General features: G+C 46.9%; 16 protein-coding genes. 8 read left to right on the plus strand and 8 right to left on the minus strand.

Annotated elements, in window-relative coordinates; translation table 11 throughout:
• Nucleotides 1–57: 57 nt before the first annotated feature.
• From QUB66_RS01030 to rpsT, 6 genes are all read right to left on the minus strand, one after another.
• Entirely contained in the window at nucleotides 58–1,935 is a 1,878-nt protein-coding gene (locus QUB66_RS01030) for a DNA-directed RNA polymerase subunit gamma (protein ID WP_265238611.1), read from the minus strand.
• An 83-nt stretch (nucleotides 1,936–2,018) separates the two neighbouring features.
• Nucleotides 2,019–3,107 (minus strand): HNH endonuclease, encoded by a 1,089-nt coding sequence (locus tag QUB66_RS01035; protein ID WP_332967569.1) that lies wholly within the window; start codon nucleotides 3,105–3,107, stop codon nucleotides 2,019–2,021.
• Nucleotides 3,108–3,240: 133 nt separating this feature from the next.
• Nucleotides 3,241–6,624, minus strand: a complete 3,384-nt coding sequence (gene rpoB / locus QUB66_RS01040; protein WP_265238607.1) for a DNA-directed RNA polymerase subunit beta — start codon at nucleotides 6,622–6,624, stop codon at nucleotides 3,241–3,243.
• A 267-nt stretch (nucleotides 6,625–6,891) separates the two neighbouring features.
• On the minus strand, nucleotides 6,892–7,095 hold the full coding sequence (locus QUB66_RS01045) for a hypothetical protein (protein ID WP_265238606.1): 204 nt from the start codon (nucleotides 7,093–7,095) through the stop codon (nucleotides 6,892–6,894).
• 121 nt (nucleotides 7,096–7,216) lie between these two features.
• Nucleotides 7,217–7,996, minus strand: coding sequence for a TatD family hydrolase (locus tag QUB66_RS01050; protein ID WP_265238604.1), 780 nt, complete (start codon nucleotides 7,994–7,996; stop codon nucleotides 7,217–7,219).
• A gap of 156 nt (nucleotides 7,997–8,152) precedes the next feature.
• Nucleotides 8,153–8,452, minus strand: a complete 300-nt coding sequence (gene rpsT / locus QUB66_RS01055) for a 30S ribosomal protein S20 (protein WP_265238602.1) — start codon at nucleotides 8,450–8,452, stop codon at nucleotides 8,153–8,155.
• A 467-nt stretch (nucleotides 8,453–8,919) separates the two neighbouring features.
• On the opposite strand from rpsT, the gene QUB66_RS01060 reads away from it, so the two are divergent.
• The 6 genes from QUB66_RS01060 to QUB66_RS01085 all read left to right on the plus strand — a co-directional run bounded on the left by QUB66_RS01060 (nucleotide 8,920) and on the right by QUB66_RS01085 (nucleotide 13,858).
• Nucleotides 8,920–9,186 carry a hypothetical protein gene (locus tag QUB66_RS01060; protein WP_332967566.1) on the plus strand — a complete coding sequence of 89 codons (267 nt, stop codon included), beginning with the start codon at nucleotides 8,920–8,922 and terminating at the stop codon, nucleotides 9,184–9,186.
• A 224-nt stretch (nucleotides 9,187–9,410) separates the two neighbouring features.
• Nucleotides 9,411–10,724, plus strand: a complete 1,314-nt coding sequence (gene hisD / locus QUB66_RS01065; protein WP_332967604.1) for a histidinol dehydrogenase — start codon at nucleotides 9,411–9,413, stop codon at nucleotides 10,722–10,724.
• 328 nt (nucleotides 10,725–11,052) lie between these two features.
• Nucleotides 11,053–11,478 carry a universal stress protein gene (locus QUB66_RS01070; protein WP_332967603.1) on the plus strand — a complete coding sequence of 142 codons (426 nt, stop codon included), beginning with the start codon at nucleotides 11,053–11,055 and terminating at the stop codon, nucleotides 11,476–11,478.
• A gap of 94 nt (nucleotides 11,479–11,572) precedes the next feature.
• Nucleotides 11,573–12,451 (plus strand): ATP-binding protein, encoded by an 879-nt coding sequence (locus QUB66_RS01075; protein WP_332967564.1) that lies wholly within the window; start codon nucleotides 11,573–11,575, stop codon nucleotides 12,449–12,451.
• A gap of 448 nt (nucleotides 12,452–12,899) precedes the next feature.
• Entirely contained in the window at nucleotides 12,900–13,253 is a 354-nt protein-coding gene (locus QUB66_RS01080; protein WP_332967563.1) for an STAS-like domain-containing protein, read from the plus strand.
• A complete protein-coding gene (locus tag QUB66_RS01085) occupies nucleotides 13,253–13,858 on the plus strand; it encodes a hypothetical protein (RefSeq protein ID WP_332967562.1) in 606 nt (201 codons plus the stop codon). The genes QUB66_RS01080 and QUB66_RS01085 overlap by 1 nt, the downstream gene beginning before the upstream one ends.
• A gap of 174 nt (nucleotides 13,859–14,032) precedes the next feature.
• On the opposite strand, the gene QUB66_RS01090 is transcribed toward QUB66_RS01085, so the two are convergent.
• Nucleotides 14,033–15,475 (minus strand): NB-ARC domain-containing protein, encoded by a 1,443-nt coding sequence (locus tag QUB66_RS01090; RefSeq protein ID WP_332967561.1) that lies wholly within the window; start codon nucleotides 15,473–15,475, stop codon nucleotides 14,033–14,035.
• A gap of 439 nt (nucleotides 15,476–15,914) precedes the next feature.
• Here QUB66_RS01090 and QUB66_RS01095 point away from each other — a divergent pair, with 439 nt between their 5' ends.
• Both QUB66_RS01095 and QUB66_RS01100 read left to right on the plus strand, forming a co-directional pair.
• Nucleotides 15,915–16,331, plus strand: a complete 417-nt coding sequence (locus tag QUB66_RS01095; protein WP_332967560.1) for a hypothetical protein — start codon at nucleotides 15,915–15,917, stop codon at nucleotides 16,329–16,331.
• Between the two features lie 33 nt (nucleotides 16,332–16,364).
• Nucleotides 16,365–16,913: a hypothetical protein gene (locus tag QUB66_RS01100; protein ID WP_332967559.1), complete on the plus strand. Its 549-nt coding sequence runs from the start codon at nucleotides 16,365–16,367 to the stop codon at nucleotides 16,911–16,913.
• 357 nt (nucleotides 16,914–17,270) lie between these two features.
• On the opposite strand, the gene QUB66_RS01105 is transcribed toward QUB66_RS01100, so the two are convergent.
• Nucleotides 17,271–17,669 (minus strand): hypothetical protein, encoded by a 399-nt coding sequence (locus tag QUB66_RS01105; RefSeq protein WP_332967557.1) that lies wholly within the window; start codon nucleotides 17,667–17,669, stop codon nucleotides 17,271–17,273.
• Nucleotides 17,670–17,943: the final 274 nt, after the last annotated feature.

A 17,943-nucleotide genomic window follows, 5' to 3' on the forward strand; every position in this document is an offset into this window, starting at 1 on the left:
CCCGATGCCCAATGCCCGATGCCCGATGCCCGATGCCCGATGCCCAATACCCAATTCCTAGTTGTTAATTACCGATTCGATCGTCTGGTGATAGATAATCCGACCGGGAGTAGTGCGAATGAACTGAGTAATCAACTTGCCCTCCGCATCTTCCCGAACCCGGCGGAACTTGTATTCTTTCGTCACTACTGTACCGTCTGCCGATCGCTCCGTCTTCAGCGGTTCCCCTTCCGGTTCTGTATTTTCGATCGCACCTTGAAATCTCACCCACACATAAGAGTGCAAGTTAATCACTCCTTGTTCGTAAGCTACAACCGCATCGGTAAAGCTAGAGAAATAGTGACCCGCTCCTTTTTGAGCATCAAGATTTTCGGCGGTTAGGTAATAGCAACCGAGCACCATATCTTGAGAAGGAGTAACGATCGGCCTTCCGGTTGCCGGCGACATAATGTTATTAGAAGCCAGCATCAGCAAGCGCGCTTCCGCCTGAGATTCCAGAGACAAAGGAACGTGCACGGCCATTTGGTCGCCGTCAAAGTCAGCGTTAAAAGCCGGACAGACTAGCGGGTGAAGCTGAATCGCCCTCCCGTCCACCAAAATCGGCTCAAAGGCTTGAATCCCCAAACGGTGCAGCGTGGGTGCCCGGTTCAGCATGACAGGGTGTCCTTCAATCACCTCCTGAAGCACGTCCCAAACGCTAGGATCGTTGCGCTGGATCAGTTTTTTGGCGGCTTTGATGTTGTTGACTAATCCTTGGCGGATCAAACGGTGGATGACAAAAGGCTGGAAAAGCTCGATCGCCATTTCCCTCGGCAAACCGCACTGATGAATCTTCAGTTTTGGCCCGACAACAATTACCGAACGTCCAGAATAGTCAACCCGTTTCCCCAGCAAGTTTTGCCGGAAACGACCTTGTTTCCCTTCAATGATGTCTGACAGCGACTTCAGCGGACGGTTGTTTGCGCCTACCACAGTCCGGCCCCGGCGGCCGTTGTCAATCAGCGCATCCACAGCTTCTTGTAGCATCCGCTTTTCGTTGCGAATGATAATCTCTGGTGCCAGAATTTCTTGCAATCTCGCCAAGCGATTATTGCGATTAATAACTCTTCGATAAAGGTCATTAAGGTCACTGGTTGCAAAACGTCCACCGTCTAGCTGTACCATCGGCCGCAAGTCTGGGGGAATCACCGGAATCACATTGAGCACCATCCAATCGGGATGAGAACCCGTAGCGATAAAGTTGTCAATTACCCGCAAACGTTTAATTAACTTCGCGCGTTTTTGACCTTTAGCATTAGCAATATCTTCCCGCAGCTTTTCCGCTTCACTTTCTAGCGGAATATTTTGCAGCAGAACTTGTAAAGCTTCAGCACCGATGCCTACTTCTACGCCGGTTAGGGTGGAATCTTCGCTGTAAAGTTCATCTTCTATTTCCAGCCAAGCATCTTCTGTGAGTAATTGCTTGTATTGGAGCTTTTCAGCATTACCAGCATTCAACACAACATAGGCGTTGAAATAAACAATTTGTTCGACATCTCGCAGGGGCATATCTAACAGAATTGCCATGTAACTGGGGATGCCTTTGAGATACCAAACGTGAGCTACTGGAGCTGCTAATTTAATAAATCCCATCCGGTGGCGGCGGACGCGAGATTCAGTGACTTCAACACCGCATCTCTCGCAAACAATGCCTCTATGACGAACTCTTTTGTACTTGCCACAATGACATTCCCAATCTTTTGCAGGCCCAAAAATGCGCTCGCAAAACAATCCGTCCATTTCTGGTTTTAATGTTCTGTAGTTAATCGTCTCAGGTTTTACAATTTCGCCCACTATCTGACCATTGGGTAAAGTTCTCTCTCCCCATTGTCGAATTCTTTCTGGTGAAGCTAACCCAATCTTTACGTAATCAAATCGTTGTTCTATCTTAGCCATTCTTAACTCCAATCGATGATTTACTTGAAATTATTTGCTGTAATTTATCTTCTTTGCTTGATTCTTTGGTGATTAAATCAATCTCAGACTCCTTTATATGTGACATTATTTTTAATGTCATAAATGACACTTGTGGACACTGCAAATTCCAGAGCAATTTTAGCAATGGATTCTCCAGCTTTAATGCGTTCTCGCACATCTTGCGCTTGAGCAAAAGTCAGTTTTCGATCGAGATATCCACCCATGCGAGGAATCGGAACCTCTTCGCCTTCTTCCTTCCAAGTCAGGTGATACTTAATAGTGTGTATAGTTGCGGGATTTACGCCGTATGCTTCAGCTACATCCTTCATTCTGTCTCCTGCTGCTAGTTTTTGCCGGATTTCTCGCACTTTTTCCCAGTCTAATTTGGCATTGGAAAGGGGATGACTTTTTCCTTGGGTGCGTCCTTTTTGGGAAGCATCTAATAAATTCTGAGTACGAGTACCAGCCCACAGGTGTTCTGGATTAATACAACTGGGAGTATCGCAAGTATGACAAGCATCCATAGAGGTGGGAAGTTCATATCCTAATTTCTCTGCTAAAACAGCACGAGTAACTGATTTTGATTTCCCATTTTTCCAGTATCTGCCATAGCCTGAACCATCTTTTCCGCCTTGAAAAATTATGCAGCCGTTGTCTTGAATTTCTCCTAAAAAACGTGGGGAAACTGTGATGAAGTTATTGGGAATACTTGTCTGAACGATCTTAGTAATAGTTTCATGTTGTACCCCATACTCTCTTGCTAGATGGTTCTTGATTGTTCCAGATAAATATTTAGTCTGAATTTCTCGTAGTTGTTGGATAGACAATTTATCAATTCCCGGAATACTTTTGCGTCTGGGAGTTTTGCGATCGCGCCCCATCATCTGTCCGGTATTCTCAGCAGCCGATCCCGCTACCAGATGTGCCGGGTTGATGCAGCTTCGGTTGTCGCAGGTGTGGCAAGCAAAATAACCGGAATCGAGGAATCCTGCTATTTTTGATTCGAGGACTAATCGGTGGACTAATACCGTTTTGCCATCGATCCACTTACGCCCGTAACCGTTTTTTAACCTACTGCCTTGCCAGTTAATACAGCCTGTCTCCAGGTCTAATGCTCCTTCAATTCCGGGGATGACTGTTACAATAGTCATGTCAGCGTCTCTCTTTGTTAGAGCGTTGATTCGCCTCAGCAGTGTTCGTACCACTGCTGAGGCATTTTTATTTTAGATTGTCGATTAAAGATTTTAGATTGAATGTTGCCAAAAAATCTAAAATCCAAAATCCCTAATCCTCGTCTTCGTCACGAGAAAGCGATTCGTAAGTAGGCCTGGAGGGCGATCGCCGCCCACCAACGTCTGCCATCAAATCAACCTCAACGTGCTCGCTACCTTCGTCGTTCGTATTCACCTTGTGCACGGCAATATCCAAGCACAAAGATTGCAACTCCCGCATCAGCACCTTAAACGATTCCGGCGTACCGGGGCGTGGGATAGCTTTGCCTTTAACAATGGCATTTAAAGCTTCATTTCTACCCTGCATATCATCCGACTTCACAGTCAGCAACTCTTGCAAAGTATAAGCTGCACCGAACGCTTCGAGAGCCCAAACTTCCATTTCCCCGAACCGCTGTCCGCCCTGCTGCGCTTTGCCGCCCAAAGGCTGCTGCGTTACCAGCGAGTAGGGGCCGGTGCTGCGGGCGTGGATTTTGTCATCTACCAAGTGGACGAGTTTGAGCATATAGGCGATGCCGACTGTGATCGGGCGATCGAACGGTTCGCCAGTTCTGCCATCGTAGACAATAGTCTTACCGGGGTGTTTTTCGTTAAATATCCACGGTTTACCCGTTTTTTCGCGCGCCTCCTCTAACTTGCCGTGAACGGTTTCCCGCGACTTTTCAGCACCGTGCATTTCATCAAAAGGCACCATCTTGAACCGCATGGATAGATTTTCGCCCGCCCAGCCCAGCAAGCACTCAAAAATCTGACCCACGTTCATCCGCGACGGTACACCCAAGGGATTGAGTACGATGTCAACGGGAGTCCCATCGGGTAAGTAGGGCATATCCTCCATCGGCAGAATCCGGGACACAATACCTTTGTTACCGTGGCGACCGGCCATTTTGTCGCCGACTTGAATTTTGCGTTTTTGGGCTACGTAGACGCGGACAACCATGTTGGCGCCTGGAGGTAGTTCGTCGCCCTGTTCGCGAGTGAAAACCCGCACGTCTACTACGCGGCCTTTTTCGCCATTAGGAACTCGGAGGGAGTTGTCGCGCACATCGCGGGCTTTTTCGCCGAAGATTGCTCTGAGCAGTTTTTCTTCTGGCGGTTGGTCGGATTCACCTTTGGGGGTAACTTTGCCGACCAAAATGTCGCTGGCTTCTACCCAAGCACCTTTGCGGATGATGCCCTGTTCGTCTAGCTGGCGCAGTGCGTCTTCGCCGACGTTGGGTATTTCGCGGGTGATTTCTTCGGGGCCGAGTTTGGTTTGGCGGGCTTCGATTTCGTATTTTTCAATGTGGATGCTGGTGTACACATCTTCGTACACCAAACGCTCGCTAATGAGTATCCCATCTTCGTAGTTGTAGCCTTCCCAAGGCATATAAGCTGCGATGATGTTCTGACCCAGAGCAAGTTCTGCCCCTTCGGTGGAGGAACCGTCGGCGAGGACTTGACCGGCAACTACTCGATCGCCCTCATAGATCAAAGGACGCTGGTTTAAACAGGTATCCTGGTTAGAGCGCTGATATTTTTGCAGTTCGTGCTCGATACAGCCTGAGTATTTTTGCTTCCAAACCGAGGGCTGTTTGGTTTTGAGGTCGTCGTATTCCCGAATCAGGAAACTTTCCTCGCTGGAATTTGACTCAGCATCTACCGCCAGGGGCTTGACAATAATCCGGGTAGCATCGATGTAAATCACTTCGCCGTTAACCTTGGAAACCACTACCATCCCGGAATCTCGCGCGGCCTGAGCTTCCAAACCCGTACCCACGAGTGGCCGTTCTGGTTTGAGTAGCGGCACAGCTTGCCGCTGCATATTCGAGCCCATCAGAGCGCGGTTGGCGTCGTCGTGTTCCAGGAATGGAATCAGGGATGTGGCGACGGAGACGATTTGGACTGGCGATATCGCCATGTAGTCCACCTGCATCGGGGTGGTGGTGGTGAACTCTTGGCGGTAGCGAACGGCTACGGTTTCGCCCAAGAGGTTGTTGTTTTCGTCGAGGCTGATGTCTCCGGGGGCGACGCGCAGGTCATCTTCTTCGTCGGCTGTCATATATACGGGGGCTTTGTCCCGCAATACTTGTCCTTTTTCTACTGGATAGAAAGGAGTTTCGATGAAGCCGTAGGAGTTGACGCGGGCGTGGGTTGCCAAAGAGCCGATGAGTCCGGCGTTGGGGCCTTCTGGTGTTTCGATCGGGCAAATCCGGCCATAGTGGGATGGGTGAATATCTCGCACTGCGAAACCGGCGCGTTCGCGAGTCAAACCTCCTGGGCCAAGGGCGGACAGACGGCGTTTGTGGGTCAGTTCTGCTAGGGGATTGGTTTGATCCATGAACTGGGATAGCTGGGAGGAACCGAAGAATTCCTTGATTGCTGCTACCAGCGGTTTGGGGTTGACCAGGGAAGCGGGGGTGAGGGAGTCGGCGTCTGAAACCGTCATCCGTTCGCGGATAATCCGTTCTAAGCGGTTCAATCCGACGCGGACTTGGTTTTGCAGCAATTCTCCGACACTGCGGACGCGACGGTTGCCTAAGTGGTCGATGTCATCGGTTGAACCGATGTCGAATTCGAGGTTGATCAAATAGTCGATCGCCGTCAAGATATCTTGGGATGTCAGTACCCGCATGGTATCGGGAACTGTCAAACGCAGTTTTTTGTTGAGTTTGTAGCGACCAACTCTGCCCAAATCGTAGCGTTTGGGGTCGAAAAAGCGGGAGTGCAGGAGCTGTTCGCCTCCGGCCACGGTGGGGGGTTCGCCTGGACGGAGTTTGCGGTACAGCTCCATTAGGGCTTCTTCTTCGCCGAATTGTCCTTCTTTTTCGATCGTTTTTTGGAAGTATTCCGGGTGGCGCAGGGAGTCGTAGATTTCGCCGTCGGTGAGTCCCAGGGCTTTGAGTAGAACTTGGGCCGAGAGTTTGCGGGTTTTGTCGATTCTCACCCAGACTAAATCGTTTTTGTCGGTCTCGAACTTGAGCCACGCGCCGCGGTTGGGGATCAGGCTCGCGTTGTAGGAACGGCGGCCGTTTTTGTCGGTTTCCGATTTGTAGTAAACTCCGGGCGATCGCACGATTTGGTTAACGATGACTCGTTCTGCACCGTTGATGATGAAAGTGCCGCGCTCGGTCATCAAGGGCAAATCGCCGATGAAGACTTCTTGTTCTTTGATTTCGCCTGTTTCTTTGTTAATCAAGCGGGTGGGGACGTACATTTGCACTGAGTAGGTGCTGTCCCGGCGCTTGGCTTCGTCTACGTCATATTTCGGGCGCTTGAGTTTGAAGTCTTTGCCGATGAAGTGGAGTTCTAGCTTACCCGTGTAGTCTGTAATCGGGGAGAAGCTGTCTAGTTCTTCGATCAGTCCGGCTTCTAGAAACCAGCGAAAACTTGCCCGCTGGATTTCGATCAGGTCGGGCAAGGTGAAGGCGAATTCTGTGTAATCTTTAGTGGTCATGGGTGTCCTTTTTCCGCAGTGGCTCTAGCTTTTTACATGGCGCCAAGGCTGGGCGTTTTTACCTTGTTGCGTTTTTTTGATGGATTGTGTGAGAGAATTTATATGATGTTTTCGATCGCCTGCCAACTGCTGCAACGGCTATTTTCACTGGTTGCTCGCAGTGTTTTTGTGCGGATTTTGGCTTGGATCGAGATGCTTTTAGCTTCGACCTCTTGGTGCTTCAGGGTAAATCCCCTACACATTTGACTCCTAAAATTGACTTGACAGCTATTGCCAAATTGCCGAGTTTCCAAATTTCTTCTGATGTGTAAGTTGTGTAAATTCGAGGTATTGCTTGAAGTTTTTGCCTGCCCCGAAGGTGAGCGGGCACTCGCCGAAGCTCGCAGTTCGGCGCAGGGCGATGGTGCCGATAGTGAGCCAACGCCCGATCAGTCGGTTCTTTTTATTATAGGACGCAAATCCGATCGCCACAGGCAACTCCCAAAGAATCTGAAATTAAGGATGAATCCGGTTTTGGGTTGCCGGATATAGATGAGATTTTCCCGATTTTCTGCCCTTAACTCTATCTGTTTTCCTCGTTTCTTTGCTCTAGCTAAACTGAAAAGCCGAATAGCTGACAGGCATTTTCAGTTGTCTGTTGGGACAAAGTTAAGAGAGAAACTCCTCTCAATTTAGCAACTTGCTCGGCCACGTAATAGACGTAAGCTGGTTCGTTGCGTTTTCCCCGCTGGGGTACGGGGGCGAGAAAAGGGCAATCTGTCTCGACTAAGATGCGATCGCTATTTACCATACAAGCTGATTCTTGTATTTGCAAGGCTTTTTTGAAGGTGACATTTCCGCTAAAACTGATGTAGAAACCCAAGTCTAAAAACCACTGGGTTTCTTCGGGTGTGCCTCCCCAGCAGTGCATCACACCGCGCACCGGACCGCGTTTTTGCCAAAAGTTCCGAAGCATTTCGGCCATTGGGGCGGCGGCGTCGCGACAGTGGATAATCACTGGTTTGTCAAGTTCCTGCGCAATTTCAAGCTGTGCCTCAAACACTTTAAACTGGTGTTCGCGATCGTCTGCTTTAAAAAAGTCTAGTCCGGTTTCGCCGATCGCCACTACCCGATCGTCAGAAATTGCTAATTTTCTAATCAGGCTTGCAGTTTCGTCTTTCCACTTGGCGGCATCTAGGGGATGAAGCCCCACCGCAAAGGAAACTTCTGCAAATTGATTAGCAATCGCTTGAATTCCGGCAAACTCTTCTGGCTCTACACAAGAATGAACCAATCGAACCACACCAGCTTCGCGCCAGCGTGCTCGAACGGCTTCTAACTCAGACTTGAAAGCCTCAAAGTTGATATGAACGTGAGTGTCGATAAGCTGCATGGGCGAATGGGAGAGTGAGAGATTGGAGGAGGGGGAGAGTGGGAGAGTGCGGGAGTGGGAGAGTAGGAGAGTAGTAGGAAAAATTCTCTTTCTTCCTTCTTTCTTCCTTCTTCCCTCTTCCTTCTTCCTTCTTCCGTCTTCCTTCTTCCTTCTGTCTTAGGATGCTACTTGTGTTTCGTGTGGCTTGAGGGTTCTTGCCAAACGGGACTTTTTGCGATCGCCGTTGTTACGGTGCAGTACACCTTTTTTGACAGCTTTGTCAATTTTGCTGTACGCCTCAGACATACGTTGCTGCACTTCTTGCATTAATTCAGGTGTCGGAGATGCGGCGTACTTCTCAACGGTCGTGAAATACTTCTTCATCAGGGTTTTGACCGCTGACTTGTAAGATTTGTTGTACAAGCGGTTGCGCTCGGCGATTTTGACTCGTTTGACGGCGGACTTAATATTTGCCATAGTTCAGTTTGTGGAAGTAGGTATTGATTGATACATCATAGTCTCGATATAGTCTCAAGACACGGAGATTTTGAGGGACAATCTTTTTGGGTGCGATCCGCAAAAAGCTTGATTTTTTTTAAAGCTGAGTCAGCGATTAGCCGAGCGCTCAGATTTAAGCTGAGTCTGCGGTTACTTTTGCAAGGGCGATCGCGCAATAATTTTTAATTGACTCATCTAACGACCCATTTTTTACCCCTGACGATACCCAAAGGTATGACACGGGTGTTATCGAGGCGTTTTGCGGGGTTTCCACCGTCACGAGTTAAAGTCACGGTTTATTGCGCGCAATTTTCAAGTATACAATAACTTGGCGTTTTTTTATAAAAAATTATTAGGTGTGAGAAAATCTAATATAGCATGGATTCCGCTCAAAATCCCATTCCCGGAAAAATCCAAGTTAAGCTATAACAAAGAGTACGGGTTATTTGGGCTTCGCCTTTGAAGCACTTGCAGAAGACGGAAGGAAGAGGGAAGAAGGAAGAAGGAAGAAGGGAGAAGGCAGAGGGCAGAAGGCAGAAGGGAGAAGGCAGAGGGCAGAAGGCAGAAGGCAGAAGGCAGAAGGCAGAAGGCAGAAGGCAGAAGGGAGAGAGAATATTTTTCCCCTCTCCCCCCTCTCCCCCTCTTCCCCTCTCCCCCTCTCCCCCTCTCCCCCTCTCCCCCTCCGCCCTCTCCCTCCGCACCCGGTTCTCTGACAGGCAATTCCTCAAGGAAGGTTGTGACTTGTCCTCGGTTTGGCAAAAAAATCCTCGACAGAGATTTAAACGCTGGACTGACGCCGGGAAACGAAGCCTTTGAAACTGCCGCGAGTCTCGCGGTTGAAGCTGGTGGACTGGTGGTGGCCGAATTCTCCAGCGCCACAAAAAATCCAAATTGTCAAGCAAATGTTAGTGAATTATTGACGGCATTCCTAATCTCCATGCTGCGAATTATTACTCAGTGGGTTGAGGCACAAGCTGAACTGCGACGAATCTGCGATCGCACCCACGACGAACTTGTTATTCACAAAGAAGCTACCGTGCGCGAGGTGCTGCAAGCTGTAAGACGCAAAGGCGATCAGGCTGTGCTGCAATATACTGCTGAATTTGACCGCACGACCCTAAATGCGGCAGATTTGCGCGTGAGTGGCGCCGAATTGGATGCTGCTTATCAGCAAATATCGAAAGAATTATTAAATGCCATCCGGCTTGCTTGCAAACAGGTAGAAGCGTTTCACCGACAGCGTGTCCCCAAATCTTGGGTGCAGTTTGGTGATGACGAAATTGTTTTGGGTAAGCGCTACACGCCAGTCGATCGCGCGGGAATTTACATTCCTGGCGGTCAAGCGTCCTATCCGAGCTCGGTGATCATGAATGCGGTTCCTGCAAAGGTCGCCAAGGTTCCGAGACTGGTGATGTGTACTCCCCCCGGACAAGAGAAGAAAATGAATCCTGCGGTGCTGGTAGCGGCTCAGGAAGCGGGAGTTGATGAAATATATCGGGTCGGCGGGGCTCAGGCGATCGCAGCTTTGGCCTATGGTACGGAAACTATTCCCAAGGTAGATTTAATTACTGGGCCGGGGAATATTTACGTCACGCTGGCGAAAAAACTGGTTTACGGCACTGTGGGGATCGATTCTCTGGCGGGGCCCTCGGAGGTACTGATTATTGCTGATGCTTCGGCGAATCCTGTACACGTAGCTGCGGATATGTTGGCTCAAGCTGAGCACGATTCGATGGCCTCGGCAATTTTGCTGACGGCGGATTCGGTGCTGGCTAGGAAGGTGGTGGCTGAGGTAGAAAGACAATTAGTAAATCACCCGCGCCGGATTTTGACGGAAAAGGCGATCGCCAATTATGGTTTAGTTGTAGTGGTGGAGTCCCTGAAGGCGGCAGCGGAACTCTCCAACGAGTTTGCTCCCGAACACTTGGAATTGCAAGTGGCTGATCCCTGGGCTTTGCTTGACCAAATTCGGCACGCTGGGGCGATTTTCTTGGGATGTTCGACACCGGAAGCTGTGGGTGATTATTTGGCTGGCCCGAATCATACTTTGCCGACTTCTGGTGCTCCGCGCTATGCTTCGCCGCTGGGGGTGGAAACTTTTATGAAGCATTCGAGTTTGATTCAATATTCGCCGGCTGCTCTGAAAAAGGTTAGTAGGGCGATTAATGTGTTGGCGGAATCTGAGGGTTTGCCTTCTCACGCTGATTCGGTGCGGCTACGCACTGAGACAGAGGGTGAGGGTGATTTTTAGATGGTAGGTTTGAGTTTGGCGATCGAGATTTACGCACTTCGGGCTTAAGAAACCCGGTTTCTTCCAATAAGCTGTTGCGCATTTAAATTGTATATTCGGGACGGGCTAGAAGCCCATCCCACAAGAGTGTTTAAGCGATTTTTGACACACAATTTAAATGTAGAACAGCTTATCTTGCTTAAATTACCAGAAAAAATTGGTTTAAAGCCTCTCGCTTGTACGGAGAAATTAAAATCAGACTATTCATTACTCCAATCCTCTTCCTTCCAGGTATAATTCGCTGTCAACTGTCAACTGTCAACTAAATTCTGAGATTTAAAGGTGCATTATATTGAATACTGTTTTGGTGGCGATCGACAATTCGGAGTTTGCAGCACAGGTTTTGCAAGCTGTGGCGCAGTTTAAGCTAGAACCGACGGCTAAGGTGATTTTAGTGCATGTTGTGAGTTCTGGTACGTTGGATTTTGATGCTGTGGTCGATCGACCTCACGCTCAGGGAAATGAGATTGCTTACCGAGAAGTGGAGAAGTTATTGCAATCTTATCAGGAAACTTTGCCTTGCGAGAGTGAGTTGGAGATTGTTTCGGGGGAACCGGCCCAGGAAATTTTGCGTTTGGCGAATATTTATAAAGCGGACTTAATTGCGATCGGCTGTCGGGGTTTGACTGGTTTGAAGCGGATTTTGGAGGGTTCGGTGAGTGCTGAGGTTGTGGCTGAGGCTCCTTGTTCGGTGTTGGTTGTGCGGGCTAGGTAGGTAGGGGGAATTGAACCGCAGAGGTTGACAGTGCGATCGGCTGATTGATATTTTAATAAATTTCTTTCTGGATCAAGCCTTCCATAGAATAATTATGAGCCTGACTCTTAACATCCCTACAATCAATGATGATCTGAACGATTTTGACAATCTGTTTCAGCTTTTGGAGCAACTAAATGAGGATTGCTCAGAAGTAATTATTGACTTTTCTAAATGTTTTTTTCTCCGACAAAATGCCGTAGCTTTTCTGGGAGGATTAATTCGTCTCATTCAATCCCGCTCGATAAAATTAAACATTAATTGGGATAGTATTCATAAGAACATAAAAATGAATCTTGAACAAAACGGATTCATGTATACTTTTTGTGATAATAAAGAACCTTGGCAGGGTAATTCTATCCCTTATCGAGAAGATAAAAAACAAGATAAAGATGGCTTGGTTGACTACCTAGCAGAAAAATGGCTAGGACAAGACTGGGTTGATATAAGTCAAACATTGCAAAACGTCATCGTAGGAACCGTTTGGGAGATATACGCTAACGCCTTTGAGCATGGGAAAACAGAAATCGGAGTCTTTAGCTGTGGACAGCACTACCCTAAAAAAAAGGAACTAAAACTGACTGTGGTTGACTTCGGTGTTGGGATTCCCAAAAATGTCCGCCAATTCCTAAAACTCTCGGATTTACCAGCAGACGAAGCCCTAAAATGGGCATTTGAAGCAGGAACTACAACCAGGCGCGGTGATGTTGCTGGGGGCGTTGGACTTGACTCTCTGAAAAGATTTGTAAAGATGAATGGAGGAAAGTTGGAGTTTTTCAGTCACAATGGGTATGTACTGATTAACAAAGATGAGGAAACTTACCAAAATCGCCAAACCTTTTTCGGAGGGACACTGGTTAACATTACCCTCCAATGTGATGAAGCCATTTATGTGCTGGCTTCTGACACCGACGGCGACGCCCCACTTTTCTGAGGGAACTTCTGAAATGTCAGGAACTCAGGGCTAAAGCCATTGAGCTTGTAAGACGAAAGTTGAAGCAAGCTATTCTGACCAGCCTAAGTCTTAACTGACTACGTTATCTGGGTCACGATACCGGAGAATGCGACGCTAGTTTTCCGCTCTATCGCTAGTAGTTAAATAGTCTTAAAGTCACTGAGACAGTGCTGCTAGCCTAACAAGCCCTTATAACATTGGCAAAGCGAACATCACCCCGCAAGGGAGAGGCAGAAATGCCAAACATTATGCGTACAGGATTGCGAAGCTTGAAATGGTAATTGTCCCGTTGAGAGTACATTACAAAAGTACACAAAAGCCAAGCAATCCCAAGGCGGTAATGGAAAGATTCAAGGCGGTTCAAACCGCCGAGCCGTTTTCCTCTCTTGGCTCAAGCCACTGAGTTTCCCACTTACCGAATTTTTCTATGAAATCTTACAAGATTGGCACTCTGATTGGCAAAACTTGCATGACACCCGATGACGGTATGAAGGTGTATGACTTGACATACCCCGAACTACGGGCAGAGCACGCTGTGGAGCTTGACTTTGCTGGTGTAGAGATTTTTGCATCTCCGTTCTTCAATTTTGCTATTGGACAGCTACTTAGGGATATCTCCCCAGACACTTTAAACCGTCTGCTGACATTTTCTCATCTTAATAGTGTAGGCAATCAAATACTCACACAGGTGATTAAGAACTCAAAACGCTACTACGCAGCAGATGATTCAACCCGCAATGCAATCAATGAAATTGTCAGCCAACAGGTGGGAAATGTATAATGGCACCCCAATATACAGTCAAGGCTGAGGTAGTTGATATCGGGTCTGACATACCTCAAAAGGATGACATTTTTCTGGTAGATACTAATGTATGGTACTGGCTGACATACACTCAAGCCAGTACCTCTGCGAGGAGCTATCAAATAAATGATTATCCTGCTTATTTAACAAAAATTATTTCTGCTCAAGGATTGCTTTTATATTGTGGGCTTTCTTTGGCAGAGTTAGCACATAATATTGAACAGGCAGAACGAGCAATTTTTTCGACTACATTAAACACAAAAGAATATCGCCATAACGAGCAAACAGAAAGAGATAATGTGGTAGCTGAAGTTGTAGCTGCTTGGGGTCAGGTAACATCTATTGCTGTATCGACTGATGTAACTATTGATGAAACTACAACTAACGCATCTTTAACCAGATTTCAAACTCAACTTTTAGATGGCTACGATCTGCTATTTCTGGAAGCAATGGATAAAGCAGGGGTAGTTCAAGTAATTACTGATGATGGTGATTATGTGACGGTTCCTGGTATCAAAGTTTTTACTGCTAACCGCAATGTAATTATGGCAGCAAGAAATCAAGGTAAGCTGATTACTAGATAAGAAATAAGACCAAATGCTTCATCAGTAATCAACACGCGATCGCAGCAGATATACTGTCTCTATCTTGGTAAAAACCCGGTTTCTAGGCGTGGGAGTGCGATCGAATCCACAGCGATTGAAATCGCCGCTACACAAACAAAACCTGCCTACGCAGGTTGGGGAACGCCTTTTTTATTACTCACAATTGGGGCGGGAATATTGAGTTTTCACATACTCTTTGAGTACGGGCCCAAGAGTGAAAAATGTGCGATCGCCCTCCTGGATTTTTTCAATTAATGAACGCCGTCCCAAGGATTGCATAATTTTTAACAATTGCGATCTAGATAATTGCATATTTTCCCGCAGTTTGGCGATTGAAAGTGGCGCGGTTTCACTTGCTAGCCATGACATCACCTGTTTTTCCGACTCGGATAAGCGATTAAATAGCTGATGCAGTAAAGATTCTAAATCACCTAAAAATAGTGAATCATCAGACAACAGTTCAGAGATGTTGCCGTTAAATAAATCTTGAATCATTGTCGCCACTATTTTTAACCACAAGGGATTGCCTCTGTATTGTTCAATTAACTCTAACCAGTTTTCCTCTTCAGCTAAACCTTTTTCTCTGAGAATTTGCCCCGCGCCCGCACCTAAACCATTGAGTTGCAATGAACGAACGGGTTGATTTTTGCCTTCTAATGCGGCGATTTCTCTGGGTTTTTCCGCACTGATTAGGAGTAAACAACTATTGTGAGATAATTCTCCTATTTGTCTGAATAGCGTGCCGTAATCTTCATATCCAGGTTGGTAATTGCCAGCGAGTTGTCCGCTGCTATTGATATTTTGTACATCATCAAGTATCAGCAGACAGCGGTATTTTTGCAAGTAATCCAGTAGGGGCAATCCCCCCGTGGTTGCCCTTTCCTCTGGGGTGGGCACGCCGTCGGCATTTGGGGCGGGGCCGCACCATCCACCGCCCCTACGGAGGAATTGAATTATGTTTGTTTGAAGTATTGACAGGGGTGGAGATGTGGCGAGACTTCGCCAGATGATGAAATCAAATTCATGTTTGATTTGTTCTACTAGGTGTACGGCGAGTGCGGTTTTGCCAATGCCGACTATGCCTAGTATGGCGAGTAGGCGGGTGTTTTCGTATAGAATCCACTGTTTGAGGGTGGTGAGTTCGGATGTGCGATCGAACAAAACTCCAGATTTAGGCATTTCACCTAAATATTCGCGCACTTTGGGTTTGGCGTTGCCTTTATTCAGAGGTTCTTGATCGGGTGGTGAGTTGGGAACTTTTGGGGAATGTGAAGAATTTCCACAAAAATTGATTTCACCAATTTGTACAATATCTTTATTGAAATTCCAGAGATTTGAGAATTTTAATCGCTCGAATGTGACTCTAAAATTTGATTTATTGACTTCTTCGCCTAATACTTCTGATAGTAGCTGCCATAGTTCAGAGGCAATATCTTTAATGTGACCTTCACTACAGTGAGATTCATCTGCTATTTTTGAGTATTTCTGACCTTGCAAAGTTCCCCGCAGTATCACTTCTTGCAGATTGTCTAAGTGTTTTCCCGTATTGACAAAAACTAGGTCGTCGGCAAGTTTTAAGACTTCTTGAACGTCCATAGGTGGGGTAGATGCTGGGGTTTTGCCTATTATATCCTACTCGATCCGACTTTTTCCGACCCGATCGAGTTTGTCCAGCTTTTTCTGGCGTGGGTAAATCGCAAATGATATAAAAGTGCCTACTTGATCCGACTTTTTCCGACTGGACAAGACTGAGATTTTAGAGTCACAATCATATTTAAGAGGCACTATTATAGCTTTCCCATAGGAAAAAAATGACTACACAAGCATTATCCCTCCCCCAAGCAAACTTAGAAATGGTTCTCTGGCAAGTAGATGCCGATTCAATGAGTAGTATAGCAATCCTAAATCATTATCACGTGCGGCGAACATAAATGTGATTTCCTCAAAATCCATCTGTAGGGACACGGCACTGCCGTGTCCGGGAGACGGCACTGCCGTGTCCCTACAGAAAATCATTTAGGATTGCTATAGCGATTTGTATGTCTGGTTAAATGATCTCGGCTTGCCCCACGAAGTCACCATCAGATTGCACGAGTTGGCTACCTACACGAAAAAATCTGGTAACAAAGTTTTGGCTGTAGGGAAAATTATTCTGCTCAAAATTATCGAGTTTGTCAAAGCACATCCTAATTTAGCTACGGGCATTGCTCTAGGAGTTGCTGTGGGACTATTGGTACGTTCAGTACCAGTTATCGGCCCAGTGTTAGCGCCATTGGCAGCAGTGCTAGGTATAACTATTGGTGCGATCGCTGGACATAGACTAGATCAAGGCTACCGTCAAGTAGATGGGATAGTTGGAGTAGCACAAGACATTATTGAACTCGCCAAATTGTTTTTTCAACTACTGATTGATGTTTTCAATGCAGTTTTTATCAACGTTATCACTGCTTAAATAAGAAAACTTGAAACAATCAGGAGGTTTAATATGTCAGAAAATAAAACCCCAACTAAGGAGCAAATCCTTAAAACGATCGAGCAACTGGAAAAAAATCCTAATGATAAGCTAGGAATTTTAGCTGATATTGGGATTGGTGTGGTAGGTGCTGGTGCTACTGGTGCTGCTGTTGCGGCTTTCGGTGGCGGTACATTCTTGTTGTTTGGGCTAGTAGCGCTACCGGTTGCAGCCCCACTAGGATTGGTTGTTGGCGGTGCAGCATTAGGTGCAGCAGCTCTCGTTGGAGCAAAGAGGATCATGTTTGATGGCACTTTCAACCAAGGGAAACAAGCAGAAATTCTCAAACAGTTACAAGAACTGCTAAGAGAGGTTGAAGCAAAAGAAAGAGCATCTAAGGTTAGAGATAGAGACAGTGACAAGACAAAATTTATCGTTTCCTTGAAAGAACCAGTTAGGCTTAATCTAATTACCCCTCAAAGGGCTCAGGATTTAATGAGGGCTGTCGAAAGTGGTCAAATACCTATCACAGAGGCAATTAAGATGGTTCAGGCTATAGTTGAAGCAGCTAAACCCCAGTAGTCTTTTAAATCCACGACCTGAGAATGCTAAGCATAGGCTATATTGTTCTGGTATTTCTGATAATTGACTTAGCTGCTAAAAGAGCGATCGCCCTTATATGATTGAAGTGCGATCGCTCTTTGGTATAATCAAAGAATCCCGATCGCACACAAGCCAATGGAATCTCTACCCAATCATAGGGATGAACTTGCTCAAATCTTAGAACCTATTCATATAAATCACCTTGCAACCCAACATTTATAATCCTGCAATTACAAAATACTGGGCTACCGGGATAGCAATAATAAGTTTTACGAAGAAATTGCTTTGATTCATTCCATCTGTGCTGAGTCGATCGGGCGATCGATTTCCCTAGCCCTAATTCCCCTTCCCCTTTCCCTTCCCCGCCAAAAACTCCCGCAGCCGCAACAAACTAGCCGTTTGGCCCAAATTCAGCGGTAGCAGCGACACCCCCTCCAACCGAGACTGCACCCAACCGTCGCCCCAATACCACTCGTGAAACCCGTCAATTCCTTCACTCAACAACAGCCGCAGACAATTTGACTCTGCAATCTCCACATGGTGATGCACCGCTACCGGGCCAATCCAACTCGTGAAAGTCAATTCGCGATCGAGCAATTCCGGCAAACCCTTAGAAAATTGCTGAGGCCACAGCCACTGCTGCAACTGCACAGGACGCATCAAACTGTCCCGAATCGCAGTCTCCGAAGCTTCAACCTCAATCCGCAGTTGGCTTTGTTGAAAATTACCTAGCATAGCAATTTGAAATTTTATATAGGAGCTTTACTTAACTTAAATGTAACTTATTGCACGGAGTTCGATCGACAATCGCGATCGCACCCTCTGAAAATTCCCCTACATTATAGTAAAAAAAATTTACCTATTTGGAGAGCAGTTGGCGAGTAAAACTAGAAACAACTGCCACAATCCGCGCCGCCACAATCGAGTCCAGAACAATCCGCGCCGCCACAATCGAGTCCAGAACAATCCGCGCCGCCACAATCGAGTCCAGAACAATCCGCGCCGCCAC

The sequence above is a fragment of the Microcoleus sp. A2-C3 genome (assembly GCF_036706065.1).
Taxonomy (GTDB): domain Bacteria; phylum Cyanobacteriota; class Cyanobacteriia; order Cyanobacteriales; family Microcoleaceae; genus Microcoleus.